Annotated in this window: 22 protein-coding genes and 1 riboswitch; of the genes, 11 read left to right on the plus strand and 11 right to left on the minus strand. The window is 72.4% G+C overall.

What is annotated here, in order from left to right; genetic code table 11:
- Window positions 1-83 precede the first annotated feature (83 nt).
- From amaP to JYK17_RS19595, 5 genes are read right to left on the minus strand one after another with little or no spacing between them, the layout of a single operon-like run.
- Window positions 84-662, minus strand: coding sequence for an alkaline shock response membrane anchor protein AmaP (amaP, locus tag JYK17_RS19575; RefSeq protein ID WP_108013729.1), 579 nt, complete (start codon window positions 660-662; stop codon window positions 84-86).
- A 5-nt stretch (window positions 663-667) separates the two neighbouring features.
- Window positions 668-1,324, minus strand: coding sequence for a DUF6286 domain-containing protein (locus JYK17_RS19580; RefSeq protein WP_108013662.1), 657 nt, complete (start codon window positions 1,322-1,324; stop codon window positions 668-670).
- The gene (locus JYK17_RS19585; RefSeq protein WP_222810884.1) at window positions 1,321-1,704 is read right to left on the minus strand and encodes an Asp23/Gls24 family envelope stress response protein; all 384 of its coding nucleotides are present in this window, start codon (window positions 1,702-1,704) and stop codon (window positions 1,321-1,323) included. Before JYK17_RS19585 ends, JYK17_RS19580 begins: the two co-directional genes overlap by 4 nt.
- Window positions 1,701-1,886, minus strand: a complete 186-nt coding sequence (locus JYK17_RS19590; RefSeq protein WP_108013660.1) for a hypothetical protein — start codon at window positions 1,884-1,886, stop codon at window positions 1,701-1,703. The genes JYK17_RS19585 and JYK17_RS19590 overlap by 4 nt, the downstream gene beginning before the upstream one ends.
- 43 nt (window positions 1,887-1,929) lie before the next feature.
- The gene (locus tag JYK17_RS19595) at window positions 1,930-2,424 is read right to left on the minus strand and encodes an Asp23/Gls24 family envelope stress response protein (protein ID WP_108013659.1); all 495 of its coding nucleotides are present in this window, start codon (window positions 2,422-2,424) and stop codon (window positions 1,930-1,932) included.
- An 87-nt stretch (window positions 2,425-2,511) separates the two neighbouring features.
- Between JYK17_RS19595 and JYK17_RS19600 the strand changes: the two genes are divergently transcribed.
- Window positions 2,512-3,225 (plus strand): nucleopolyhedrovirus P10 family protein, encoded by a 714-nt coding sequence (locus tag JYK17_RS19600; protein ID WP_222810885.1) that lies wholly within the window; start codon window positions 2,512-2,514, stop codon window positions 3,223-3,225.
- Between the two features lie 4 nt (window positions 3,226-3,229).
- Here JYK17_RS19600 and JYK17_RS19605 read toward each other — a convergent pair whose 3' ends face one another.
- The 6 genes from JYK17_RS19605 to JYK17_RS19630 form a co-directional block, all read right to left on the minus strand.
- On the minus strand, window positions 3,230-4,033 hold the full coding sequence (locus tag JYK17_RS19605; RefSeq protein ID WP_108013657.1) for an enoyl-CoA hydratase/isomerase family protein: 804 nt from the start codon (window positions 4,031-4,033) through the stop codon (window positions 3,230-3,232).
- A 117-nt stretch (window positions 4,034-4,150) separates the two neighbouring features.
- Window positions 4,151-4,369 (minus strand): helix-turn-helix domain-containing protein, encoded by a 219-nt coding sequence (locus JYK17_RS19610; protein ID WP_019758351.1) that lies wholly within the window; start codon window positions 4,367-4,369, stop codon window positions 4,151-4,153.
- 335 nt (window positions 4,370-4,704) lie between these two features.
- Window positions 4,705-6,303 (minus strand): ABC-F family ATP-binding cassette domain-containing protein, encoded by a 1,599-nt coding sequence (locus JYK17_RS19615; RefSeq protein ID WP_108013656.1) that lies wholly within the window; start codon window positions 6,301-6,303, stop codon window positions 4,705-4,707.
- Between the two features lie 191 nt (window positions 6,304-6,494).
- On the minus strand, window positions 6,495-7,745 hold the full coding sequence (locus tag JYK17_RS19620) for a hypothetical protein (RefSeq protein WP_164932281.1): 1,251 nt from the start codon (window positions 7,743-7,745) through the stop codon (window positions 6,495-6,497).
- A gap of 401 nt (window positions 7,746-8,146) precedes the next feature.
- Window positions 8,147-9,265, minus strand: coding sequence for an alpha/beta hydrolase (locus JYK17_RS19625; protein WP_222810886.1), 1,119 nt, complete (start codon window positions 9,263-9,265; stop codon window positions 8,147-8,149).
- Window positions 9,266-9,416: 151 nt separating this feature from the next.
- Complete coding sequence (locus tag JYK17_RS19630) at window positions 9,417-10,148, minus strand: class II aldolase/adducin family protein (protein ID WP_222810887.1); 732 nt, start codon at window positions 10,146-10,148, stop codon at window positions 9,417-9,419.
- A 195-nt stretch (window positions 10,149-10,343) separates the two neighbouring features.
- Between JYK17_RS19630 and JYK17_RS19635 the strand changes: the two genes are divergently transcribed.
- The 10 genes from JYK17_RS19635 to cobI all read left to right on the plus strand — a co-directional run bounded on the left by JYK17_RS19635 (window position 10,344) and on the right by cobI (window position 24,168).
- Window positions 10,344-11,093, plus strand: a complete 750-nt coding sequence (locus tag JYK17_RS19635; protein ID WP_222810888.1) for a lysozyme — start codon at window positions 10,344-10,346, stop codon at window positions 11,091-11,093.
- A 163-nt stretch (window positions 11,094-11,256) separates the two neighbouring features.
- Window positions 11,257-12,504, plus strand: coding sequence for an inorganic phosphate transporter (locus JYK17_RS19640; protein ID WP_108013651.1), 1,248 nt, complete (start codon window positions 11,257-11,259; stop codon window positions 12,502-12,504).
- Between the two features lie 30 nt (window positions 12,505-12,534).
- Window positions 12,535-12,762 carry a hypothetical protein gene (locus JYK17_RS19645; protein WP_108013650.1) on the plus strand — a complete coding sequence of 76 codons (228 nt, stop codon included), beginning with the start codon at window positions 12,535-12,537 and terminating at the stop codon, window positions 12,760-12,762.
- Between the two features lie 138 nt (window positions 12,763-12,900).
- Window positions 12,901-13,040: riboswitch (cobalamin riboswitch) on the plus strand.
- 131 nt (window positions 13,041-13,171) lie between these two features.
- Window positions 13,172-14,122 (plus strand): cobalamin biosynthesis protein, encoded by a 951-nt coding sequence (locus JYK17_RS19650; protein ID WP_222810889.1) that lies wholly within the window; start codon window positions 13,172-13,174, stop codon window positions 14,120-14,122.
- Window positions 14,119-15,630 carry a cobyric acid synthase gene (locus JYK17_RS19655; RefSeq protein WP_222810890.1) on the plus strand — a complete coding sequence of 504 codons (1,512 nt, stop codon included), beginning with the start codon at window positions 14,119-14,121 and terminating at the stop codon, window positions 15,628-15,630. The genes JYK17_RS19650 and JYK17_RS19655 overlap by 4 nt, the downstream gene beginning before the upstream one ends.
- Complete coding sequence (cobN, locus tag JYK17_RS19660; protein WP_222810891.1) at window positions 15,627-19,280, plus strand: cobaltochelatase subunit CobN; 3,654 nt, start codon at window positions 15,627-15,629, stop codon at window positions 19,278-19,280. The genes JYK17_RS19655 and cobN overlap by 4 nt, the downstream gene beginning before the upstream one ends.
- A gap of 169 nt (window positions 19,281-19,449) precedes the next feature.
- Window positions 19,450-21,456, plus strand: coding sequence for a putative cobaltochelatase (locus JYK17_RS19665; protein WP_222810892.1), 2,007 nt, complete (start codon window positions 19,450-19,452; stop codon window positions 21,454-21,456).
- Window positions 21,456-22,055 (plus strand): cob(I)yrinic acid a,c-diamide adenosyltransferase, encoded by a 600-nt coding sequence (gene cobO, locus JYK17_RS19670; RefSeq protein WP_108013645.1) that lies wholly within the window; start codon window positions 21,456-21,458, stop codon window positions 22,053-22,055. The genes JYK17_RS19665 and cobO overlap by 1 nt, the downstream gene beginning before the upstream one ends.
- The gene (locus tag JYK17_RS19675) at window positions 22,055-23,440 is read left to right on the plus strand and encodes a cobyrinic acid a,c-diamide synthase CobB (protein WP_222810893.1); all 1,386 of its coding nucleotides are present in this window, start codon (window positions 22,055-22,057) and stop codon (window positions 23,438-23,440) included. Before cobO ends, JYK17_RS19675 begins: the two co-directional genes overlap by 1 nt.
- A complete protein-coding gene (cobI, locus tag JYK17_RS19680) occupies window positions 23,437-24,168 on the plus strand; it encodes a precorrin-2 C(20)-methyltransferase (RefSeq protein WP_222810894.1) in 732 nt (243 codons plus the stop codon). The genes JYK17_RS19675 and cobI overlap by 4 nt, the downstream gene beginning before the upstream one ends.
- Window positions 24,169-24,190: the final 22 nt, after the last annotated feature.

Here is a 24,190-nt window from a genome sequence, read left to right on the forward strand (position 1 = left end):
GGTCGTCGTGGGCTGGTCGCGCAGTTCCCCGCGCCCCTTCGGGGCACGCCCGTTGAAGATGCGCCGTTGAAAAAACAGCCCCGTCAACTGACCCTCTCCGCGCGGTGCTTCACCGCCTTCAGGTGTGCCTCTGCGGGGAAGGAGGCGAGGCCGGCTGAGTTGCGGGCGTGGGTGAGGGCTTCGGTGGTCAGGTGGTGGAGGGCGGTGCCCGGGTCCACGTGGGGTTGCAGTTCGAGTTGGATACGTGCCGCGGGGGCGGTCCGGGCGCCGGTCAGGCGGACGTGGGCGTGGGCCACGCCCTCCAACTGGCCTGCCTCGCCCGCGAGGACGCCCTCCAGGGCGCGACCTCGCAGCAGTGCGCCCTCGCCGTCGCCGGTGTCCACCAGGACCTCGGCGAGGCGGCGCCGGCGCAGGACCGCGGTCAGCCACCACAGGGCGAGCAGGACGACGACGGCCAGTACGGCGAGGACGGTCGGCCACCACCAGCCGGCGTCCCGCCAGCGGGTGCGCTCGGTCGTGCTGAGCAGCACGTCGTGCCGGCCGTCGTGGATCCACCAGGAGGGGGGCCGCACGCCGAGTCCCACGGCCAGTACGGAGCCGCCCAGCACGAGCAGCACAAGTCCGGTGAGCCCGATCAGCACCCGGTTGACGGTCCTGAGCACCGCACTCACCCCTTCCGTCCGGGACGCCGTACATGCACCCTCAGCGCGGGCGGCCGGGCGAGCCCCATACCGCCGATCGCCTCGGCGAGCGTGGAGTCCAGGTCCGTGTGCACGTCGTCCAGTTCGCGGAAGTGCGAGACGGCGGCGACGTCGGCACGCCTGCGGCGCATCCGTACCCGTACCGACTGGACGCCCGCGACCTCCATGGCCCGGTCGCGCAGCACCAGCGCTGCCGCCTCGCGGTGCAGCCCGGCGCGCACGTCGGCCTGCGGTCGCCGCATCGGCAGGACGGCGCGCAGCCCCGGCGTGACGGCGAGCACGATCAGCCACAGGCCGAGGGCCGCCGCGACTGAGGCGCCGACGAGCACCCAGGTGTCGTCGAGGGGGCGCTCGGCGAGCTGCCGGGCCAGCTGGCGGCGCCAGTTCATCGCGGGCCGGTCGGCGCGGACGGCGGCGATGTCGTAGAGGAAGACGCCCGCGACGGCGAGGACGAGGAGTGCGACGATGCCCGCGGGGACGCGGCGCGCGGACCAGAAGCGGCCCTCGCGGGCGGATTGCGCCGCCGGTGGGGGCGGCGCACCGCGGCCGAGGTCGTCGCCGGGTGCTTTCTCGATGACCGGCAGTCGTTGTGTGGTGCCCTCGGAGCCCTGGGGCTCGCTCATCGCGTCCTCCCCTGTGCCGCGCCGTGCGCCGGGGTCAGATGCAGCCGCTCCACATGGACCGCGACCTCCGGCACCTCCATGCCCACCAACGCGCGTACCCGCAAAGCGACATGTCGACGCACATCCGCGCATCGGCCGCCGATGTCGCAGGGATAGCCGAGTTCGACATGGACGCGGACATGGGCGGTGTGATGGCGGACCACCACGGAGGCGTGCGGCGCCGCGGCCTCCTTGGGCAGGTCGGCGAGCATCTCACGGGCGGCCTGGGCGGCGATCTTCGAGACCACCCGGTCGGCGATCCTGGTGGCCCCGCGCTCCGCCGCCTCGACGGCGGCCAGGGGTCTGTGCAGCTCACTGACGCCGTCGCTCACCGGGGTCACCGCCGACGGTCGTCACGCGTACGGAAGAAGTCGCCGATCTCCAGGTCGCCCTCGACGAACCGGCCGACGACGAAACCGATGGCGCCCAGTGCGGCCACCAGCAGGAAGGCTCCGAAGCCGCCGAAGTATCCGGCGAAGCCCAGTGCCATGCCGGCGATCATGCCGACCACGGCCATGCTCATCGTGCGCTCCCCTCAGCGGTGCGGTTGTCCGGTCGTCGGCGCGTCACTGGATCCGGGGCTCCGGCTCCTCGTCCTCTTCCTCCGGCAGCTTGACGTCGCTCACCGCGATGTTGACCTCGACGACCTCGAGGCCCGCCATCCGCTCCACCGCCGCGATGACGTTCTCGCGCACCGCGCGCGCGACATCGGAGATCGAGACGCCGTAGTCGACGACGATCTCGATGTCGAGTGCCGTCTGCACCTCGCCGACCTCGGCCTTCACGCCCCGGGTCACGGACTTCGAGCCGCCCGGCACCCGGTCGCGCACGGCACCGAAGGTGCGGCTGAGCCCGCTGCCGAGAGCGTGCACGCCGAGCACGTCCCGTGCGGCCAGTCCGGCGATCTTCTCGACGACGCCGTCGGCGATCGTCGTCCGTCCGCGGGTCGCCGGGTCCCCGCCGCCGCGCCGTGTGGTTCTGCGGGTGGTCGCGGGGGTGTCCGGGGCCTCGCTCTCTACTCCGGGGGTCCCCGTCCGGTTCGGCTCCGTCATGTCGGTCATTGCCGTACATCCCTTCGGTTCGTCCTCCTTGGTCCACGGTATGTGGGGTTGCGGTCCCGCGCGCCAGGGATGCGGCAGGCTGGAGGAATGACGGCGGAACGGTGGACGCGGACGGTGCGGCATCAGCTGGGTCTGGGCAGGCTGCTGCCCCTCGGCGGACCGCGTGACGGCACATGGATCTCGGAGGAGGCGGCCGAGGCGGTGCTGCGGCGCGCGGCCGTGGAGTTGCGCGGGGTGCGCCTCGACGGGCTGCGGATGGCTCTGGCCGACCCGGAGGACGTGCAGGAGCCCGCCGTGCCGCCTCCGCCGTCCGCGCTGCCGCCGGGAGCACTGCGGGTGACGGCGCAGTTCGCGGCGACGGCCACGGCGCCGCTGCCGGCGACGGCGGCCCTGGTGCGTACGACCCTTGCGGCCGCGGCGGACGAGCGGCTCGGTCTGCGGGTGACTGAGGTGGATCTGCAGGTGACGGCTCTGCTGGACGAGGACCCGGAACCCGCGCCCGTACGGGAGCCCGAGCCGCCGTACGCTGCCGCCGAGCCCGGGTCCGACGACGAGAGCCGCGCCGCGTCCGCCGCCCTGTCCGTCGTCGGGGTCGCCCACCTGACCGGGGGTCTGGGCCGGGCCGTACAGCTGGAGGAACGTCAGGCCGAGGGCGCGCTGCCGCACCGCCACGCGCGCGTGGAGCTCGCCGTGGAGCCGGGTCACCGGCCGTCGGACGTGGCCCGGCAGGTCCGTACGGCGGTGAGGGACGCGCTGCCCGACCGCCCGACGGTGGCGGTGCTGGTGACGGCGGTCGGCTGAGCGGCTACTCGCCGAGGCCGGCCAAGTCCCTGAGCCGCCGAGCCTGCGCGGCACGCTCCGCGGCGCGCTGGTCGTCGTAGGAGCGGCCCTGCGCGCCCCGGATCAGTGCCTTCGTCTCGATCACGGCGTCGCGCGGCGCCGCCAGGATCGCGGACGCCAGATCCTTCACGGCACCGTCGAGCTGGTCGGCCGGTACGGCGAGGTTGGCGAGGCCGGTGCTGACGGCCTCCTCGGCCGTGACGAAGCGTCCGGTCACACAGATCTCCAGCGCGCGGGCCTGCCCGACCAGCGCGACGAGCGGGTGCGTGCCCGTCAGGTCCGGCACCAGCCCGAGGCTGGTCTCGCGCATGGCGAACTGCACGTCGTCGGCAACGACGCGCAGGTCACAGGCGAGGGCAAGCTGGAAGCCCGCTCCGATGGCGTGCCCCTGGACGGCGGCGATGGACACGAGGTCACTGCGCCGCCACCAGGTGAAGCCGTCCTGGAATCCGGCGATGCTCGCGTCGAGTTCACCGTCGCTGCTGCGCGCGAGATCGATGAAGGTCGGCTCGCCCTCGATTCCCTCGGGCGTGAACATCCGCCGGTCGAGGCCGGCCGAGAAGGACTGGCCCTCGGCGCGCAGCACCACGACACGGACCGAGCCCGGCAGGACCCTCCCGGCCTCGGCGAGCGTCCGCCACATGGCGGGGCTCTGCGCATTGCGCTTGGCCGGGTTGGTCAGCGTCACCGTGGCGATCGCGTCGTCGACGGTGAGCCTTACGCCGTCCTTGTCGAGTACCGGACCGAGGTCCTTGGCGGGCGTGGCCATGGGGCGCCTCCGATGTGTGCGGTCAGCAGAGCATGCTCAAGTGACTGCACAGTAACCACCCGGCCGATCGTCCGACCGACCGGGTGGCCACCATCGAAGCCGAGGGGCCGCCCGGGGTCAGCCTGCGGCTTTCTTACCCCGGGTCGCCCCGCCACGCCCACGGAGCGTGACGCCCGACTCACTGAGCATCCGATGAACGAAGCCATACGAGCGGCCGGTTTCCTCGGCCAGCGCCCGAATGCTCGCACCGGAGTCGTACTTCTTCTTCAGGTCTGCCGCGAGCTTGTCGCGCGCGGCGCCGGTAACCCGGCTGCCCTTCTTCAGAGTCTCGGCCACCCGTGCCTCCTCATGGGAAGTGCGCTCTGGTCTCCTCATGATCACCCCTCCGGGCCTTCATGGCCACCCATTCGGCAAGGTCCGTAAGACAGGGATTTGACGACAGGAGCGCATCCCCACAAGGGGAATCCGAAATTCCACGTGCCGCGGTTCGTACCGCCGAACGGGTTCCTCCGCGAAGTGCCAGGTCAGCGACGTACGACGGCCGAGCCCTTGTCGATAAAGGACTCGGCCGCGAATTCGATGTAGGACACACCTCGGTACGAGGAGATCTCACACAGATGGTGGATCACCGATGGGCCGAATGATCCATACGCTGTGGATCACGCATTCGATCAAGCAAGTGCGACGAGATCCGCGTAGTCCGCGCCCCACAGGTCCTCGACACCGTCCGGAAGCAGAATGATCCGCTCCGGCTGCAGTGCCTCGACGGCGCCCTCGTCGTGGGTGACGAGGACGACGGCGCCCTTGTAGGTGCGCAGCGCGCCGAGGATCTCCTCGCGGGAGGCGGGGTCGAGGTTGTTGGTCGGCTCGTCCAGGAGCAGGACGTTGGCGGAGGAGACCACCAGGGTGGCCAGCGCGAGACGGGTCTTCTCGCCGCCGGAGAGCACACCGGCCGGCTTGTCGACGTCGTCGCCGGAGAACAGGAACGAGCCGAGCACCTTGCGGACCTCGACGAGGTCCATGTCGGGGGCGGCCGAGCGCATGTTCTCCAGGACCGTGCGGCCGGGGTCCAGGGTCTCGTGCTCCTGGGCGTAGTAGCCGAGCTTGAGGCCGTGGCCAGGGGCGACCATGCCGGTGTCGGGCTGCTCCACGCCCGCGAGCAGGCGCAGCAGGGTGGTCTTGCCCGCGCCGTTCAGACCGAGGATGACGACCCGGGAGCCCTTGTCGATGGCCAGGTCGACGTCGGTGAAGATCTCCAGTGAGCCGTACGACTTCGACAGGCCCTCGGCGGTGAGCGGGGTCTTGCCGCAGGGCGCGGGCTCGGGGAAGCGGAGCTTGGCGACCTTGTCGGAGACGCGCACCGCCTCCAGGCCGGCGAGCAGCCGGTCGGCGCGCTTGGCCATGTTCTGCGCGGCGACCGTCTTGGTGGCCTTGGCGCGCATCTTGTCGGCCTGCGAGTGCAGGGCGGCGGCCTTCTTCTCGGCGTTCTGCCGCTCGCGGCGGCGGCGCTTCTCGTCGGCCTCGCGCTGCTGCTGGTAGAGCTTCCAGCCCATGTTGTAGACGTCGATCTGGGCGCGGTTGGCGTCCAGGTAGAACACCTTGTTCACGACCGTCTCGACCAGGTCGACGTCGTGGGAGATCACGATGAAGCCGCCGCGGTACGTCTTCAGGTAGTCCCGCAGCCAGACGATCGAGTCGGCGTCGAGGTGGTTCGTGGGCTCGTCGAGCAGCAGGGTGTCCGCGTCCGAGAACAGGATCCGAGCCAGCTCGATACGGCGGCGCTGACCGCCGGAGAGGGTGTGCAGCGGCTGGCCGAGCACCCGGTCGGGCAGGCCCAGCGCGGCGGCGATGGTGGCGGCCTCGGCCTCGGCGGCGTATCCGCCCTTGGTGAGGAACTCCGTCTCCTGGCGCTCGTACTGCCTGAGGGCCTTCTCGCGGGTGGCGCCCTGGCCATTGGCGATGCGCTGTTCGTTGTCGCGCATCTTGCGGATCAGCACGTCGAGGCCGCGCGCGGACAGGATGCGGTCGCGGGCGAGGACGTCGAGGTCGCCGGTGCGGGGGTCCTGCGGGAGGTAGCCGACCTCTCCGGAGCGGGTGATCTGGCCGCCGGCCGGGATCCCCTCACCGGCCAGGCACTTGGTCAGTGTGGTCTTGCCCGCGCCGTTGCGGCCGACCAAGCCGATGCGGTCGCCCTTGGCGACACGGAAGGTGGCGGACTCGATGAGGACACGGGCGCCGGCGCGCAGCTCGATACCGGTGGCGGAGATCACGGACAGGCTCCAGGGCAGACAGGGGTGGCGGGTGTGGGCGGCTGAGGACGTTCCCGCCGTCTAATGCGCGAGGAGAATGGCCATGGGCCAAGTCTAACGGGGCGCTGCAAGCGGTTTTTCCGGGTTCGGGGGTTCGGGCGGCCGGGCGTGACGAACGGCACGCCCGGACCCGTGAGCGCCCCGGCTCCGGACTAGCTGCCGCCGGTGTGCACCTGGAAGGCGGCGCGGCGGACGGCCTTCGCGAGGGCCGGGTCGGGGTGGGCCGCGGCGAGCGCGACCAGGACCTGCACGGTGCGGGGGTGGCCGACGGCGCGCACCTCGTCCAGGAGCAGCGGGACGGTCGCCTGCACGGCCGACTCCAGATGCCGTACGAGCATCGGGGCCTCGCCGTGGTCGGCCACGGCGGCGGCGGTGTCGACCCAGAGCCAGGTGGCCTCCTCGCGGGTGAGGACCTCGTGGGCGTCCTCGGGGTCGACGCCGTCGTGCTCGGCCAGCCACAGCAGGGCGTACGGCCGCAGGGTGGGCTCCTCGGCCACGGCCCTGACGTCGGGCTCCGCGGGGGCGCCGACCACGCGCAGCGCCTCGAAGGCGAGGCCGCGCAGCAGTGCGTCGTCGCCGCGGGCTGCGTCGACGAGTTCGGTGACGGCGCTCTTGACGGGGCGGGCGGCGAGCCAGGCGCGGTACTCGGCGCGCGCGGCATTGGGGCGCAGCTGGGCGCAGCCGCGCAGCATGTCCTCGGCGGACTGCTCGATGTTCCCCGCAGGGCTCTGTGCGGCCACACAGATCTGCTCCAGCTTGACCCAGACCGCCCAGCTGCCGAGCGGGGTGAGCGTGGCCTGTCCGCCGCCGTAGGTGAGGGCGCCGACGGAGGCGAGGGCGTGCAGGGCCCAGTCGAGGAGCGGGGCGAGCGGGGTGTCGGGGGTCTGCGGCGGTTCCACGGGTTCGGGCTGCGGGCCGTAGGGGATCTCGCAGCGTTCGGTGCGCAGTTCGGTGACGCGCTGCTCCAGCAGGTCGAGGAGCTGGGCGACCGGGACGGGGCCGGCCGACAGCTGCAGGAAGGAGAGCACCTGGGGCATGGCCGAGACGACCTCGGCGACGGCGGCGGGCTCGTGGTGCGCGGGCTCGGGGTGGGCGAGCGACCAGGCGTCGAACAGGGCGACCCAGCCGCGCAGTACGGCGCTGTCGTCGCGGTTCCAGGCCCGTAGCCGCCAGCCGGGGCGGGCGATGTCGCCATGCACCTCGATGAGACCGGCGAGGCGGGCGGTGTCCCAGTCGGCGCGCACCTGAACCACGGTCAGGCCCAGCTCCGCGGCGGCCCGTTCGGCGGTGGCGTCGGAGAGCGTGGCCTTGCCGTCAGCGGTCGCGCCGTCCCCGCCGGGGCCGAGCGCGGCGTCGGCCCAGCGGGCGACGCGGGCTGCCGCGGCCAGACCGGAGCGTGCCATTCTGGCCAGCTCCGCGGGTGCCGGCGTGCCCTCCGGGGGGTGGGGCGCGGGGCGGCGCTGGCGCCGCTGGTTCACAGCTGATGGGGCGGCGGCCAGGGGTCGCGGGCGGACGAGTCGAAGCCTGGAGTCGCGCGGGATACGGGACGTCACGGGTGCAGTCTTCCGGTTGACGGTCCGAAAACCCAAACGGAATGTCACGCCGGGCGACGGGACTGGCCAACGCACGGGGTCCTGCGAGCGGCCCGGGGCCGGGAACAGGCCAGTGGTACACCCTTAAACGGAATCGTATGAACTGTTCGGCCGCCCCGGCAAAACGCCCCCCGAAGGCCGCTCGAGCGGGTTGCACGAGCGGCAGCTTGGCGGGGCGCATCGGCGGGGCGCTTCGGCGGCGGCCGAGCAAGTCACATCAGCGGCGTGAGGAAGCGGCGCAGGGCTTCCTCGTATGCCTTCGGGTCGGCGTTCCACATTGCTGCGTGGGGGGCCTCGGGGACGGTGTGCAGGGCGATGAGGTTGGGGCGGGTGTTTGCTAGGCGGCGGGAGTGTTCCCAGGGGGCCAGGGTGTCGTCCGGGCCGTGGAAGATCATCGTGGGCACGGTGAGTCCCGCTGCCTCGGCGGTGCGGTCGCGTTCCAGGCCCGTGCGTCCCTGGGCGGCGCGCACGGCGAGTGGCAGCAGGGCGCCCGGGGTGCGGCGGGCCGACGCGAGGGCGCGCAGTGTGGTCGGCCAGCTGAGGACCGGGGAGTCGAGGACCAGCCCCGAGATGCTGTCGCGCAGCGCGGAGCGCACGGCGGCGCGCAGCGCCATGGTGGCACCGGTGGACCAGCCGTGCAGGACGACCTGCCGGGCACCGTTGTCCACGGCGAACCGGATGGCCGCGTCCACGTCGCGCCACTCCGTCTCGCCCAGGTGGTTGAGTCCGTCCGGGGAGCGGGGCGCACCGCGGTCGCCGCGGTAGGCGAGGTCGAGCACCGGGAAGCGCTGGCGGTGCAGGAACTCCATGACGTTCAGGGGGTGTTCTCGGGTGGCGCCCAGGCCGTGCACCGTGATCACCCAGGTGTCGCGGACCCCGGGAACGAACCAGGCGGGCAGGGAGCCGAGTTCGCCGGGGATGTCGACGTCGGTGTAGTTGAGCGAGAGGGCCGAACGCGGGTCGCCGATGTGCACGTTCGGGGTCAGCCGCACCTTGTCGCCCGGTTCCGGCGTGCCGCGCGTGACCCGTTCCAGGCGGCGCACGACGGTGTCGGCGGAGTGCGTGGCCGTGTCGAGGACCGGGCCGACGACCGCGTGGGTGCCGTCGCCCGCGAGGCCGTACGTACCCGGGCGCAGCGCCGCCAGATGGCGGGTGAGCGCGATCTGCCCGGCGGCCGTGGCGTGCACGGTGAGCCTGGGCTCGGAGGGCAGGGGTCTGCCCGGGGGCGCCTTCAGCGCCGCGTCGCTCGCGAACCGCCCGGCGGCCACGCTCGCGACGCCGGCCGCCAGGGCTACGGTGACGGCCGCGGCCGTCGCTTTGACAGTGCGCACCCCTCCAGTGTCCCGGCGGACCGGGTGACCGGCCAGCGGGAGGACGGGACGGGGTGATGCGGCTTGCCGCCGAAGGTGTGGTGTGCTCACGGCACTTCGGGTACCCCGCGGTGCCGGATGTGTGGCTCCCGTCTGCTCACCCCCGCTGCCCCTACCCCTGCTGCCCGTACCCCCGCAGCCTCTCCCCCACCTCCGCCACCTGTTCGCGGGAGAGGAGGGCCGGGGTCAGGCCCGGGACGGACGACGCGGTCAGCCACAGGCGGCACATCCACTCCAGCTGCGCCGTGCGGTCGTAGGCCTGGTCCAGGGTGGCGCCGTAGGTGATCGTGCCGTGGTTCTGGAGCAGGCAGCCGGTGCGGTCGGCGAGGGCGCGGAGCATGTTCTCGGCCAACTCGTCGGTGCCGTATGTCGCATACGGCGCAACTCGGACGGGTCCGCCGAGGGCCGCCGCCATGTAGTGGATCGTCGGGAGCTCGGGGACGAGCGTCGAGACGGCGGTCGCGTGCACGGCGTGCGTGTGCACGATGGCGACCGCGTCGGTGGTGCGGTACACGGCGAGGTGCATGGGCAGCTCGCTGGTCGGGAGCAGGGTGCCGAGCACCTGCCGGCCCGCGAGGTCCACGCCGGTCACGTCGTCCGGCGCGAGCCGGTCGTAGGGCACACCCGAGGGCGTGACCAGCACCGTGTCGCCCACTCGGACGGAGACATTGCCGGACGTGCCGACGACCAGCCCCTCGAACACCGTGCGGCGGGCCGTGGCGACGAGAGCCTCCCAGGCGCGCGCCTCCTCGGGGAGCGCACTCCTCCCCCACGCCTCCGGCACATCCTGTGCGCCCTCCCGGGTGCCCCGCCCGTCCCCCTGGTCCCGCTGCTGCTCCGCCATGCCGCGATCCTGCCAGGAGCGCCCTCAACGCGCCGCCGGGCGGGGCACTTTAGGACGGAAGCCAAGCTTCCGAAAGTCTGCATATGCGCACAAATCACCTTGTCGTCCTGCTTGGCCGGAGATCGCCGAGCATGTGGCGATCTTCCAGTAGCCTCCCGTTGATTTGTCGTGCACGTTGCCATTCCGGGGGGAAGCATGGCTCGTGATCGCAAACCGTTCCGCCGCCGCACCCGTGTGATCGCGGCCTCCGTGGCGGCGCTCACCGCGGGCGGGGCCGTCCTCACCGGGCTTCCGGCCTCGGCGGCGAGCCTGCCGAAGGGACACGACGTCTCCTCGCACCAGAAGAACGTCGACTGGTCGCGCGCGAAGGCCAATGGCGCCAGATTCGTCTACATCAAGGCCACCGAGTCCACCACGTACCGCAACCCGTACTTCACCAAGCAGTACGACGGCGCCCGCAAGGCCGGCATCATCCGCGGCGCCTACCACTTCGCACTGCCGGACAAGTCGTCGGGCAGGACCCAGGCGGCGTACTTCGCGCGCAACGGCGGCCGGTGGAGCGCGGACGGCTGGACGCTGCCGCCGGCGCTCGACATCGAATACAACCCGTACGACAAGAAGCACAAGTGCTACGGCCTCAGCCACGCGAGCATGGTCGGGTGGATCAGGTCGTTCAGCAACGAGATGTACCGGCGCACCGGCCGCCACCCGGTGATCTACACGACCACCCGCTGGTGGAACACCTGCACCGGCAGCAGCCGCGCGTTCGCCTCGAACCACGCGCTGTGGCTGGCCCGCCCCAACTCAGAGGATGCGGGAGCACTGCCCGCCGGATGGTCGTTCTGGACCTTCTGGCAGTACGGCAGCAGCGGCAGCCTGCCGGGTGACCAGAATCTCTTCAACGGGTCCGCCGCCCAGCTGAAGCAGTTCGCCAGGGGGCGCTAGCCGGGGGGCCTCGAGAGGGCACCGAAGGACCGGGGGCCGCCGGAACCGGGCGGAGCGGCGGCCTCCTCACCTGGACACTCCCACGCCCCTCCCAGTTCACTTGCCGTTCACCCAGGTTGCTTACGGTCAAGCGACCGATGACTTCGAACGATTGCCTGGGTAAATGGAAAACTTCTCGCTGATCCTCGCGATTGTGGTCGTAACCGCACTCGCGTTTGATTTCACGAACGGTTTCCACGACACCGCCAACGCGATGGCCACCACCATCTCGACCGGCGCACTCAAGCCCAAGGTCGCGGTGGCCATGTCCGCCGTGCTGAACCTTGTCGGCGCCTTCCTCTCGGTGGAGGTCGCCAACACGATCTCCAAAGGTCTCGTCGACGAGGCCGGCATACGTCCCGAGGTCATATTCGCGGCGCTGGTCGGCGCGATCCTCTGGAACCTGGCGACCTGGCTGCTGGGACTCCCCTCCAGCTCCTCGCACGCCCTGATGGGCGGACTGATCGGCGCCACCATCGCCTCGGCCGGCCTGGGCGCCGTCCACGGCGACGTACTCGTCACCAAGGTGCTCCTGCCGGCGCTCGCCGCCCCGATCGTGGCGGGCCTCGCCGCGATGCTCGCGACCCGGCTGTCGTACGGAATCGGCGGGAAGACCGAGGGCAAGGCCGCCGAGAAGGGCTACCGCGCCGGGCAGATCGCCTCCGCCGGCCTGGTCTCCCTGGCCCACGGCACGAACGACGCGCAGAAGACGATGGGCATCATCACCCTCGCCCTGGTCGCCGGCGGTGTCGTCGCCCCCGACTCCGACCCGCCCACCTGGGTCATCCTCTCCGCCGGCCTCGCCATCGCGCTCGGCACCTACATCGGCGGCTGGCGCATCATCCGCACGATGGGCAAGGGCCTGACCGAGCTTCAGCCGCAGCAGGGCTTCGCCGCCCAGACCAGTGCGGCGACCGCGATCCTGGCCTCCTCGCACCTCGGCTTCTCCCTGTCCACCACGCATGTCGTCTCCGGTTCGGTGATGGGTGCGGGTCTCGGCCGCAAGGGCGGCGTGGTCCGCTGGTCGACCGCGACCCGGATGCTGGTCGCCTGGGTGCTGACGCTTCCGGCCGCCGCCGTGGTCGGCGCGGGCGCGGAATCCGTGACGGACCTCGGCGACTGGGGCACCGCCGTGGTGGTCGTCTTCCTCGTGGCCGCCAGTGCCGCCATCTGGAAGCTGTCCCGCCGCCAGGTCGTCGACGCCACGAACGTCAACGCCGCCGAGGAGCCGGCCGGCGTGGTGACCACGGCGATCGCCGCCGTGACCCCGCCGCCCGCAACCGCGGTGACCGAGGAGCTGACGGCCACCCTCCCCGCCCCGGTCACGCCCGCCACCCCCGAGTCGGCGACCCCGCCGGCCGCGACCGTCTGAGCCCACCCGGCCCGAAGGAAGAGAAGCAGCATGAAGATCGACTGGGCAGCTCTGGGCTCCGTCTTCGGCGTCAGCCTCGCGGTCACCGTGGGCCTCGTCGCCCTGTTCACCCTCGGCGTCATGGGCCTCTCCCGCCGCGAACGCGCGGCAGCCCAGGGCAACTCGGCGACCCTCGCGCTCACCGGCGCGTACGTGGCCTTCGCGGGGTGCGTGGCGGCGGTGGCGTACGGGATCTCGCTGATCATGAACAAGAGCTGAGTCACGGCCGAAGGCCGGCGTACCTGTGGTGCCGGGACGGTGATCCGTCCCGGCACCACACGTTTCTGTGTCCCCCGCGACTCCCGGCGTGTGGGCCTGAGCACACTCTCCCGTCGCAGGTCAACGGCAAGTTGACGGTTCTTCCGGGGGCGTGGTGGACTTCCGGGGCCATGTACGGCGGCGCGAGAGGAAGCCGGTGGAAGTCCGGCGCGGTCCCGCCACTGTCACCGGGGTAGGTAGCCCCGGGAGCCAGGAACTCTCACCGCCGGTCTCGTCGAACCAGGGCGTGGACACCCTGAGTGAGGACATATCGCCATGCGCGGCTGCCTGTTGAGGACCTGTGGGGTGCGCCCACGGGCCGTCCCGGTCGACGTCCGAAGTCTGTTTCGTACCGCGGCCGGCTGAGCCGATGCGTGCCGGTCGCGTTTTCGCGTACGGCGCCGCCGCCGGGCTTCTCGGTGACCATCTCCTCGGCGATCCGCGCCGTGGGCATCCGGTCGCCGCGTTCGGGCGGGCCGCCGGGGCGGTGGAGAAGGTGTTGTGGCGGGACCACCGCGGGTGGGGCGCGCTGCACACCGCCGTGTGCGTCGGGGGTGTTGTGGCGCTCGGTGCCATGGCGCAGCGGGCCGTGCGGACCTCCCCCGCCGCCTCCGTCGCGCTGACCGCCGCCGCCACCTGGGCCGTGGTCGGCGGGACGTCGCTCGCGCGCGAGGCGCGGAGCATCGCGTACGCCCTGGAGCGCGGGGACGTCGAGGGCGCCCGCGCGCGGCTGCCGCATCTGTGCGGCCGGGATCCGCAGGCGCTCGACGCCGACGGGATCGCGCGTGCCGTGATGGAGTCCGTCGCCGAGAACACCTCCGACGCGGTCGTGGGGGCGCTCGTGTGGGGCGGCGTCGGCGGGGTGCCGGGGTTGCTCGGCTTCCGCGCGGTCAACACGCTCGACGCGATGGTGGGGCACAGGTCGCCCAAGTACCTGCGGTACGGGTGGGCTTCCGCGCGGCTCGACGACGTCGCCGGGTGGCCCGGCGCCCGGCTCACCGCCGTACTGGCGACCCTCGCCGGTGGCGATCCCCGTGCGGCGCTGCGGGTCTGGCGGGCCGACGCGGGCAGGCACCCGAGCCCCAACGCCGGTCCCGTGGAGGCCTCGTTCGCGGGCGCACTGGGCGTACGGCTCGGCGGGACCCTGTCGTACGCGGGGCGCGTCGAGCACCGTCCCGTCCTCAACGCGCACGGGCGCACCGTCACCGTCCCCGACATCGAGCGGGCCGTACGGCTCTCCCGGCGGGTCGGGATCCTCGCGCTCGGCGTCGGTGCCGCCGCGCGCCTCCTGGCAGGGCACCTGAAAGGGCACCGCTCATGAACGGCGGAGGTCTCCTCGTCGCCGGCACCACCTCCGACGCCGGCAAGAGTGTCGTCACCGCCGGGATCTGCCGCTGGCTGGTGCGGCAGGGGGTGAAGGTCGCGCCCTTCAAGGCGCAGAACATGTCCCTCAATTCGTTCGTGACGAAGGAAGGGGCCGAGATCGGGCGGGCCCAGGCGATGCAGGCGCAGGCCTGTCTCGTCGAGCCGACGGCTCTCATGAACCCCGTGCTGCTCAAGCCCGGTGGCGAGAAGAGCAGTCAGGTCGTGCTCATGGGAAGGCCCGTGGGCGAGATGAGTGCGCGCGGGTATCACGGGGGGCGGCAGGAGCAGCTTCTGGGGACGGTTCTCGACTGTCTCGCCGAGTTGCGGGGCACGTATGACGCGGTGATCTGTGAGGGGGCGGGGAGTCCGGCGGAGATCAATCTGCGGCGGACGGACATCGTGAACATGGGGATCGCGCGCAACGCGCGGCTGCCCGTGGTCGTCGTCGGGGACATCGACCGCGGCGGCGTGTTCGCCTCCTTCTTCGGGACCGTCGCCCTGCTCTCGCCCGAGGACCAGGCGCTGGTCGCCGGGTTCCTCGTCAACAAGTTCCGCGGGGACGTCAGTCTTCTGGAGCCCGGGCTCGACATGCTGCACGGGCTCACCGGTCGGCACTCCTACGGCGTGCTGCCCTTCCGGCACGGTCTCGGCATCGACGAGGAGGACGGGCTGCGGGTCTCCCTGCGGGGGACCGTGCGGGAGTCGAACGTCGCGCCGCCGGTCGGCGCGGACGTCCTGCGCGTCGCCGTGTGCGCCGTCCCCCTCATGTCCAACTTCACCGACGTGGACGCCCTGGCCGCCGAACCCGGCGTCGTGGTGCGGTTCGTGGACCGGCCGGAGGAACTGGCCGACGCGGACCTCGTCGTCGTGCCGGGCACCCGGGGGACGGTGCGGGCCCTGGAGTGGCTGCGCGAGCGGGGTCTTGCGCAGGCCCTGGTCCGCAGAGCCGCCGAACAACGGCCCACGCTCGGCATCTGCGGCGGCTTCCAGATCCTCGGCGAGCGCATCGAGGACGAGGTCGAGTCGCGGGCCGGTGAGGTCGCGGGGCTCGGAATCCTCCCCGTGCGGGTGCGGTTCGCCCGCGAGAAGACCCTGACCCGCCCGGTGGGTGCGGCCCTCGGCGAGCGGGTCGAGGGGTACGAGATCCATCACGGCGTCGCCTCCGTCGAGGGCGGCGCCCCCTTCCTGGACGGCTGCCGCGTCGGACAGACCTGGGGCACGCACTGGCACGGTTCGCTGGAGTCGGACGGATTCCGGCGGGCCTTCCTGCGCGAGGTGGCGGCCGCCGCGGGCCGGCGCTTCGTACCGGCCCCCGACACCTCGTTCGCCGCGCTGCGCGAGGAGCAGCTCGACCGGCTCGGCGACCTGATCGAACAGCACGCGGACACGGACGCGCTGTGGCGGCTCATCGAGTCCGGCGCGCCGCAAGGACTGCCCTTCATTCCACCGGGAGCACCCGCATGAGCACAGTGTTGTTGTTGTCGACCGCCGACACGGATCTGCTGGCGGCGCGGGCCGCCTCCGGTGCCGACTACCGCATCGGCAACCCGACCCGCATCGACGTCACCGACGAGCTGCCCGCGCTCCTGGACGGCGCCGACCTCGCGGTCGTACGGCTGCTCGGCGGGAAGCGGGCCTGGGAGGACGGGCTCGCGGCGCTCAAGGCATCCGGTGTCCCGACCGTGCTGCTGGGCGGGGAGACCGTCCCGGACGCGGAGTTGATGGCCGAGTCGACCGTGCCCGCGGGCGTGGTGGCCGAGGCGCTGAGGTATCTCGTGGAGGGAGGGCCCGCCAACCTCACCGAGCTGGCCCGCTTCCTGTCGGACACCGTGCTGCTGACCGGCGAGGGGTTCGCCGAGCCGCAGAAGATGCCGGAGTACGGCGTCCACGGCGGGCGTACGCGCGTCGAGGGGCGGCCGACCGTCGGCGTGCTCTTCTACCGGGCCCACGAACTCAGCGGCAACACCGCCTTCGTGGACACCCTGTGCGACGCGATCGAGGCACGCGGCGCCAACGCCCTTGCCGTGTACTGCGGTTCGCTGCGCGGCGCGGACCCGGGCCTGTACGAGATCCTCGCCGGCGCCGACGCCCTGGTCGCCACCGTCCTCGCGGCCGGCGGCACGCACGCCTCGCAGGCGTCGGCGGGCGGCGACGAGGAGGCCTGGGACATCGGGGCGCTCGCCGACCTCGACGTGCCCGTGCTGCAGGGGCTGTGCCTCACCTCGTCGCGGGCCGCCTGGGAGGCGTCGGACGCCGCCCTGTCCCCCATGGACGCGGCGATGCAGGTCGCCATCCCGGAGTTCGACGGGCGCCTGATCACCGTCCCCTTCTCGTTCAAGGAGCAGGGCCCCGACGACGTTCCGGTGTACGTCGCCGACCCGGAGCGGGCCGCGCGGGTCGCCGGAATCGCCGTACGGCACGCGCGGCTCAGGCACAAGCCGAACGCCGAGAAGAAGCTCGCGCTCGTCTTCACCGCCTACCCGACCAAGCACTCCCGCGTCGGCAACGCGGTCGGCCTGGACACGCCCGCCTCGGCGGTGCGGGTGCTCGACGCGCTCAAGCAGGCCGGGTACGGCGTCACCGAATACCCGTCCGGCGGCGACGAGTTGATCCACCGGCTCATCGAGGCGGGCGGGCACGACGTCGAGTGGCTGACCGAGGACCAGCTCGCGGCGGCGCCCGCGCGCGTGCCGCTGGCCGACTACCAAGCGTGGTTCGACAGGCTCGACCCGGGACTTCGGGAGGCGATGACCGAGGCGTGGGGCGAGCCGCCGGGCTCGCTGTACGTCGACGGCGACGACATCGTGCTCGCCTGTCTCCAGTTCGGGAACGTCGTCGTGATGATCCAGCCGCCGCGCGGCTTCGGCGAGAACCCCATCGCGATCTACCACGACCCGGACATGCCGCCCTCGCACCACTACCTGGCCGCCTACCGCTGGCTGGAGAACAGTTTCGGCGCCGACGCGGTCGTCCACATGGGCAAGCACGGCACGATGGAGTGGCTGCCCGGCAAGGGACTCGGGCTCAGCGGCGGCTGCGCGCCGGACGCCGTACTCGGCGAACTCCCCCTGATCTACCCGTTCATCGTCAACGACCCCGGCGAGGGCACCCAGGCCAAACGGCGCGGACACGCCACGGTCGTCGACCACCTCGTACCGCCGATGGCCCGCGCCGACACCTACGGCGACCTCGCCAAGCTGGAGCAGCTGCTCGACGAGTACGCGCTCGTCTCCGACCTGGACCCGACGAAGGCGCCGGCGGTGCGCGCGCAGATCTGGACGCTGGTCAAGGCGGCCGAGCTGCACCACGACCTGCATGTGGACGAGCAGCCGGACGACGGCGAGTTCGACTCGTTCGTCATGCACATCGACGGCTATCTGTGCGAGATCAAGGACGTGCAGATCCGCGACGGCCTGCACATTCTCGGCGGCGGGCCGGTCGGCGAGCCGCGGGTGAACCTCGTGCTCGCCGTGCTGCGCGCCTCGCAGGTGTGGGGCGGCCAGGCGAACGCGCTGCCGGGGCTGAGGGCTTCGCTGGCCGCCCATTTCGGGCTCAACGAGAAGGAGTTGCTGGCCGAGCCGGGTGCCGGGGTGAAGGTGCCGATGGAGCTGACGGACCTCGTCGGGGGGCCGTCGCGTACGGCCGCCGACGCGATCGACCTGCTGGAGCAGCTGTGCCGTCGGTGCGCGGAGGGGATGGAGGAGCGCGGCTGGGACGCCACGGCCGTCCCGGCGCTGGTCCGTGACGTCCTCGGCACCGAACTCCCGGACGCGGTCGCGGTGTTGGGGTTCGCCTGCCGGGAGGTCGTGCCGCGGCTCGCCCGCACCACCGACGAGATCGGCCACATCCTCAAGGCGCTGGACGGCGGCTACATCCCCGCGGGTCCCTCCGGATCTCCGACCCGCGGTCTGGTCAACGTCCTGCCGACGGGCCGCAACTTCTACTCGGTCGACCCCAAAGCCATTCCGTCCAGGCTGAGTTGGGAGGTCGGGCAGTCGCTGGCCGACTCGCTCGTCCAGCGGTATCTGCAGGACACCGGCGCGTACCCGAAGTCCGTGGGCCTGACGGTGTGGGGCACGTCCGCGATGCGCACCCAGGGCGACGACATCGCCGAGATCCTGGCGCTGCTCGGCTGCCGGCCGGTGTGGGACGACGCCTCGCGCCGGGTGACCGGCTTCGAGGTCGTGCCCCTGGAGGAGCTGGGCCGTCCCCGCATCGACGTCACGGTCCGCATCTCCGGCTTCTTCCGGGACGCGTTCCCGCACGTGGTCGGGCTGATCGACGACGCCGTACGGACGGTCGCCGAGCTGGACGAGCCCGCCGCCGGGAACTTCGTGAAGGCACACGCCGACGAGGACACCGCCGAGCACGGCGACCGGCGGCGCGCGACCGCCCGCATCTTCGGCTCCAAGCCGGGCGCGTACGGCGCCGGGCTGCTGCCGCTGATCGACGCCCGTAACTGGCGCTCCGACGCCGACCTCGCCGAGGTGTACGCGGTCTGGGGCGGCTACGCCTACGGCCGCGGCCTCGACGGGCGGGCCGCGCGCGGCGACATGGAGACCGCGTTCCGGCGGATCAACGTCGCGGCGAAGAACGTCGACACCCGCGAGCACGACCTCGTCGACGCCGACGACTACTTCCAGTACCACGGCGGCATGGTCGCCATGGTGCGCCATCTGACGGGCGAGAGCCCCGAGGCGTACGTCGGCGACTCCGCCACCCCCGACCAGGTGAAGACCCGCACGCTCGGCGAGGAGACGCACCGCGTCTTCCGGGCCCGGGTGGTCAACCCGCGCTGGATGGCGGCGATGCGGCGGCACGGCTACAAGGGCGCCTTCGAGATGGCGGCGACCGTCGACTACCTCTTCGGGTACGACGCGACGGCCGGGGTCGTCGACGACTGGATGTACGAGAAGCTCAGCGCCGAGTACGTCTTCGCCCCGGAGAACCAAGAGTTCATGAAGAAGTCCAATCCGTGGGCGCTGCGCGGGATCACCGAACGGCTGCTGGAGGCCGCGGACCGGGGGCTGTGGGCCGAGCCGGACGCGGACACGCTGAACCGGCTCCGGGCGACCTACCTCGAGCTTGAGGAAGATCTGGAGGGAGATGCGTGATCTCCCTGGATATCCCCGCGGGTGCGGGGAGCACAGTGCACGAACGGCGGTCGACTTGGCAGTGCCCGGAACATCCCCGCGTGTGCGGGGATTACGCCACCAAATTGACAGCCAATCGGCCTCACCTCGGGCTGATCCACCTTGAGTCACCCGAAGGAGTGATCACCGCGTGAGCACGCCCTACCCCTTCACCGCTGTAGTGGGTCAGGAAGATCTTCGCCTGGCCTTGCTTCTCAACGCCGTAAGCCCCGCAATCGGTGGAGTCCTGGTCCGAGGAGAGAAAGGCACCGCGAAAAGCACGGCCGTGCGGGCGCTCTCGACGCTCATGCCGGAGCTGGACGTCGTCGCCGGGTGCCGTTTCTCCTGCGACCCGGACGCCCCGGACCCCGCCTGCCCGGACGGCCCGCACGAGCCGGGGGCGTTCGAGACCCGGCCGGCGCGGATGGTCGAACTGCCCGTCGGCGCCTCGGAGGACCGGCTCGTGGGCGCCCTGGACATCGAGCGGGCGCTGGCCGAGGGCGTCAAGGCCTTCGAGCCCGGCCTGCTCGCCGACGCGCACCGCGGCATCCTCTACGTCGACGAGGTCAACCTCCTCCACGACCACCTGGTCGACCTGCTGCTGGACGCCGCCGCGATGGGCGCCTCGTACGTCGAACGCGAGGGCGTCTCCGTGCGGCACGCCGCCCGCTTCCTGCTCGTGGGCACCATGAACCCCGAAGAGGGCGAGCTGCGCCCGCAGTTGCTCGACCGCTTCGGCCTGACCGTCGAGGTCGCGGCCTCGCGCGAGCCGGACCAGCGGGTGGAGGTCGTACGGCGGCGGCTCGCCTACGACGACGATCCGGCCGGTTTCGCGGCCCGTTGGGCGGGCGAGGAAACCTCGGTGCGTCAACGCATCGTCGCGGCACGGGAGTTGTTGCCGTCGGTGCGGCTCGGTGACGGGGCGCTGAGGCAGATCGCGGCAACCTGCGCGGCCTTCGAGGTGGACGGCATGCGCGCCGACATCGTGATGGCGCGCACCGCCACCGCGCTCGCGGCCTGGGCCGGCCGCACCGACGTGCTCGCCGAGGACGTACGGCAGGCGGCCCTGCTCGCGCTGCCGCACCGGCGCCGCCGCAACCCCTTCGACGCGCCGGGCCTGGACGAGGACAAGCTGGACGAGACGCTGGAGGAGTTCGCCGAGCCGGAGGACGACGACGACCCGGACCCGGACGGCGGTCCGGGCGGTGGCGGCGGTGGCGGCGGGCAGCCGGAGCCGGACGCCGGGCCGCAGGACGGAGACGCGGGCGCACGTCCCGAGGCCGGTGAGGACGGCGAGCCGCGGGCCTCCGGTGCCGGCGAGCAGTCCCCCGTACGGGCCGCCGAGCCCTTCCGCACCAAGGTGCTCAGCGTGCCCGGGATCGGTGAGGGTGCCGCGGGGCGGCGCTCGCGGGCGCGGACCGAGCACGGGCGGACCACGGGCGCCCGGCGGCCGCAGGGCGCGCTGACCAAGCTGCACCTGGCGGCGACCGTGCAGGCGGCCGCCCCGCACCAGCGGGCGCGCGGGCGGTCGGGGCGCGGCCTCGTGGTGCGCCGGGACGATCTGCGGCAGGCGACCCGGGAGGGACGCGAGGGCAACCTCGTGCTGTTCGTCGTGGACGCCTCCGGGTCGATGGCGGCGCGGCAGCGGATGAGTGCCGTCAAGGGCGCGGTGCTGTCGCTGCTGCTGGACGCGTACCAGCGGCGGGACAAGGTGGGGCTGGTGACGTTCCGGGGGTCGGCGGCCGAACTGGTGCTGCCGCCCACCTCGTCCGTGGACGCGGCGGCGGCCCGCCTGGAGTCGCTGCCGACCGGCGGGCGCACCCCGCTGGCGGCCGGGCTGCTCAAGGCCCATGACGTGCTGCGGGTTGAGCGGCTCAGGGATCCGGCGCGGCGCGCGCTGGTGGTCCTGGTGACGGACGGGCGGGCCACGGGCGGCCCGGAGCCGGTGGCGTTCGCGGGGCGTGCGGCACGGCTGTTCGCGGCCGAGGGCACCGCCTCGGTGGTCGTCGACTGCGAGTCGGGGCCCGTACGGCTGGGGCTCGCGGGACAGCTCGCGGGTGAACTCGGCGGTACGGCCGTGACGTTGGACGAGCTGCGGGCGGACTCGATCGCCGGGCTGGTGAAGGACGTGCAGGGAACTTCGAGGAGGGCCGCGTAATGCCGCAGGGGCAGCCGAGTGTCGTACCGGACGACGGGCTGACGACGCGTCAGCGCCGCAACCGGCCGCTCGTGGTCGTGCACACCGGGATCGGCAAGGGCAAGTCGACCGCCGCCTTCGGGCTCGCGCTGCGGGCCTGGAACCAGGGGTGGCCGATCGGGGTGTTCCAGTTCGTCAAGTCGGCGAAGTGGAAGGTCGGCGAGGAGAACGCGCTGCGTGTGCTCGGGGCCTCCGGCGAGGGGGGCACCGTGGACTGGCACAAGATGGGCGAGGGCTGGTCCTGGGTGCAGCGGGACGCGCAGCTGGACAACGAGGAGAAGGCGCGGGAGGGCTGGGAGCAGGTCAAGCGGGACCTTGCGGCCGAGACGTACCGGCTGTACGTGCTCGACGAGTTCGCGTACCCGATGCACTGGGGGTGGGTGGACACGGACGAGGTGGTCGACGTGCTGCGCAACAGGCCCGGGACCCAGCATGTGGTGATCACCGGGCGCAACGCACCCGAGAAGCTCGTCGACTTCGCCGATCTCGTGACCGACATGTCCAAGGTCAAGCACCCGATGGACGCGGGCCAGAAGGGCCAGCGGGGAATCGAGTGGTGATGTCCTCCTCCGACTCCGTCCCCGCACCCGTACCCGTACCCGTCACCGTCCCCCGGCTGGTCGTCGCCGCGCCGTCGTCCGGCAGCGGCAAGACCACCGTGGCCACGGGTCTGATGGCCGCGTTCGCCGCGCGGGGGCTCGCCGTGTCCCCGCACAAGGTCGGGCCGGACTACATCGACCCCGGCTACCACGCGCTGGCCACCGGGCGGGTGGGGCGGAACCTCGACGCGTACCTGTGCGGGCCGGAGTTGATCGGGCCGCTGTTCGCGCACGGTGCGCGCGGGTGCGACGTCGCGGTCGTCGAGGGTGTGATGGGGATGTTCGACGGGGCCGCGGGGGAAGGCGAGTTGGCGTCCACCGCGCAGGTCGCCAAGCTGCTGCGGGCGCCGGTCGTGCTCGTCGTGGACGCCTCCTCGCAGTCGCGGTCGGTGGCGGCGCTGGTGCACGGGTTCGCCTCCTTCGACCCGGAGGTGCGGGTCGCGGGCGTCATCCTGAACAAGGTGGCCTCCGACCGGCACGAGGAGTTGCTGCGCGAGGCCCTGGACCAGGCCGGGGTGCCGGTCCTCGGCGCGCTGCGACGGGCCTCCCAAGTCGACACGCCTTCCCGGCACTTGGGGCTGGTGCCGGTCGCCGAGCGGCAGGCGGCGGCGGTGGAGGCCGTGGCGGCGATGGCGGCGCAGGTCGAGCGGGGATGCGATCTCGAAGCGCTGATGGGGCTGGCCCGGGGCGCGGGCGCGTTGCCGTGCGCGCCGTGGGAACCACCGCGGACAACTGTGCAGACGCGTGCGGTGGTCGCCGTGGCCGGCGGGAGCGCGTTCACGTTCTCCTACGCCGAGCACGCCGAGCTGCTGACCGCGGCCGGTGCCGAGGTGGTTTCCTTCGATCCCCTGCGCGACGAGCAACTGCCGGACGGGACAAGCGGGTTGGTCATCGGGGGAGGCTTCCCCGAGGTGTATGCCGCCGAGCTGTCCGCCAACGAACCCCTGCGCAAGGCCGTCACCGCCCTCACCGAGAGCGGCGCTCCCGTCGCCGCCGAGTGTGCCGGGATGTTGTATCTGTGCCGGGAACTGGACGGAATGCCGATGTGCGGGGTGATCGACGCGACGGCCCGGATGAGCGAGCGGCTCACGCTCGGGTACCGGGACGCCGTCGCCCTCGGTGACAGCGTGCTGGCGCCCGCCGGGACCCGGATGCGGGGCCACGAGTTCCACCGCACGGTCGTCGAGCCGGGGGCCGGGGCGGCTCCCGCCTGGGGTGTGCGCGCCCCTGAGCTGCGCGTCGAAGGTTTCGTACAACAAGGTGTGCACGCGAGTTATCTGCACACGCACTGGGCGTCCGAGCCCGGTGCGGCCCGTCGGTTCGTGGAGAGGTGCCGCACGTCATGAGCAGCAGGCTGATCGGAGTCGGCGTGGGTCCGGGCGATCCCGAGCTGGTGACCGTCAAGGGGGTCAATGCCCTGCGGGCCGCCGAGGTCGTCGTCGTACCGGTGATGGACAGCGGCGAGCGCGGGCGGGCCGAGGCGACCGTGCTGCACTACGTGCCCAGCGAGAAGGTCGTCCGGGTCGTGTTCGCGCTGAACGAGCGGAGCGACCGGGCGCGGCGCGAGGCCGCCTGGGACGCGGCCGGTGAGCGGGTGGCGCAGCTGCTGCGGGAGCGCGGGACGGTCGCGTTCGCCACCATCGGCGACCCCAACGTGTACTCGACGTTCACCTATCTCGCGCAGACCGTCGCCGGGCTCGTCCCGGGCACCGTCGTAAAGACCGTGCCCGGGATCACCGCCATGCAGGATCTGGCGGCGCGCTCGGGTGCCGTGCTCACCGAGGGGACCGAGCCGCTGACCCTGGTGCCGGTGACCGCCGGGGCATCCGTGCTCAAGGACGCCCTGGCCGGGCCCGGGACCGTCGTCGCGTACAAGTTCGGCAGGCAGGCCGGCGAGGTCGCCGAGGCGCTGCGCGAGACCGGGCGGCTCGACGACGCGGTGTGGGGCTCGGCGCTCGGCCTGGAGACGGAGTCGATCCGGCCGGCCGCGGAGCTGGACGGCGCCCCGCTGCCGTATCTCTCCACGCTCATCGCGCCCGCGCGGCGCGAGGGCGGGCGGGGCGGCAAGTTGTGACGACGTCCCGCGCAGGTGCAGG

The organism is Streptomyces plumbidurans (genome assembly GCF_019857225.1).
GTDB lineage: Bacteria > Actinomycetota > Actinomycetes > Streptomycetales > Streptomycetaceae > Streptomyces > Streptomyces plumbidurans.

What these genes read in the sequence shown, in the direction of transcription:
- JYK17_RS19580 (WP_108013662.1), bottom strand. Translation starts at nt 1,324, where the DNA reads ATGAGCGAGCCCCAGGGCTCCGAGGGCACCACACAACGACTGCCGGTC.
- JYK17_RS19590 (WP_108013660.1), bottom strand. Translation starts at nt 1,886, where the DNA reads ATGAGCATGGCCGTGGTCGGCATGATCGCCGGCATGGCACTGGGCTTC.
- JYK17_RS19595 (WP_108013659.1), bottom strand. Translation starts at nt 2,424, where the DNA reads ATGACCGACATGACGGAGCCGAACCGGACGGGGACCCCCGGAGTAGAG.
- JYK17_RS19600 (WP_222810885.1), top strand. Translation starts at nt 2,512, where the DNA reads ATGACGGCGGAACGGTGGACGCGGACGGTGCGGCATCAGCTGGGTCTG.
- JYK17_RS19605 (WP_108013657.1), bottom strand. Translation starts at nt 4,033, where the DNA reads ATGGCCACGCCCGCCAAGGACCTCGGTCCGGTACTCGACAAGGACGGC.
- JYK17_RS19620 (WP_164932281.1), bottom strand. Translation starts at nt 7,745, where the DNA reads ATGGCACGCTCCGGTCTGGCCGCGGCAGCCCGCGTCGCCCGCTGGGCC.
- JYK17_RS19630 (WP_222810887.1), bottom strand. Translation starts at nt 10,148, where the DNA reads ATGGCGGAGCAGCAGCGGGACCAGGGGGACGGGCGGGGCACCCGGGAG.
- JYK17_RS19635 (WP_222810888.1), top strand. Translation starts at nt 10,344, where the DNA reads ATGGCTCGTGATCGCAAACCGTTCCGCCGCCGCACCCGTGTGATCGCG.
- JYK17_RS19640 (WP_108013651.1), top strand. Translation starts at nt 11,257, where the DNA reads ATGGAAAACTTCTCGCTGATCCTCGCGATTGTGGTCGTAACCGCACTC.
- JYK17_RS19645 (WP_108013650.1), top strand. Translation starts at nt 12,535, where the DNA reads ATGAAGATCGACTGGGCAGCTCTGGGCTCCGTCTTCGGCGTCAGCCTC.
- JYK17_RS19650 (WP_222810889.1), top strand. Translation starts at nt 13,172, where the DNA reads ATGCGTGCCGGTCGCGTTTTCGCGTACGGCGCCGCCGCCGGGCTTCTC.
- JYK17_RS19655 (WP_222810890.1), top strand. Translation starts at nt 14,119, where the DNA reads ATGAACGGCGGAGGTCTCCTCGTCGCCGGCACCACCTCCGACGCCGGC.
- cobN (WP_222810891.1), top strand. Translation starts at nt 15,627, where the DNA reads ATGAGCACAGTGTTGTTGTTGTCGACCGCCGACACGGATCTGCTGGCG.
- cobO (WP_108013645.1), top strand. Translation starts at nt 21,456, where the DNA reads ATGCCGCAGGGGCAGCCGAGTGTCGTACCGGACGACGGGCTGACGACG.
- JYK17_RS19675 (WP_222810893.1), top strand. Translation starts at nt 22,055, where the DNA reads ATGTCCTCCTCCGACTCCGTCCCCGCACCCGTACCCGTACCCGTCACC.
- cobI (WP_222810894.1), top strand. Translation starts at nt 23,437, where the DNA reads ATGAGCAGCAGGCTGATCGGAGTCGGCGTGGGTCCGGGCGATCCCGAG.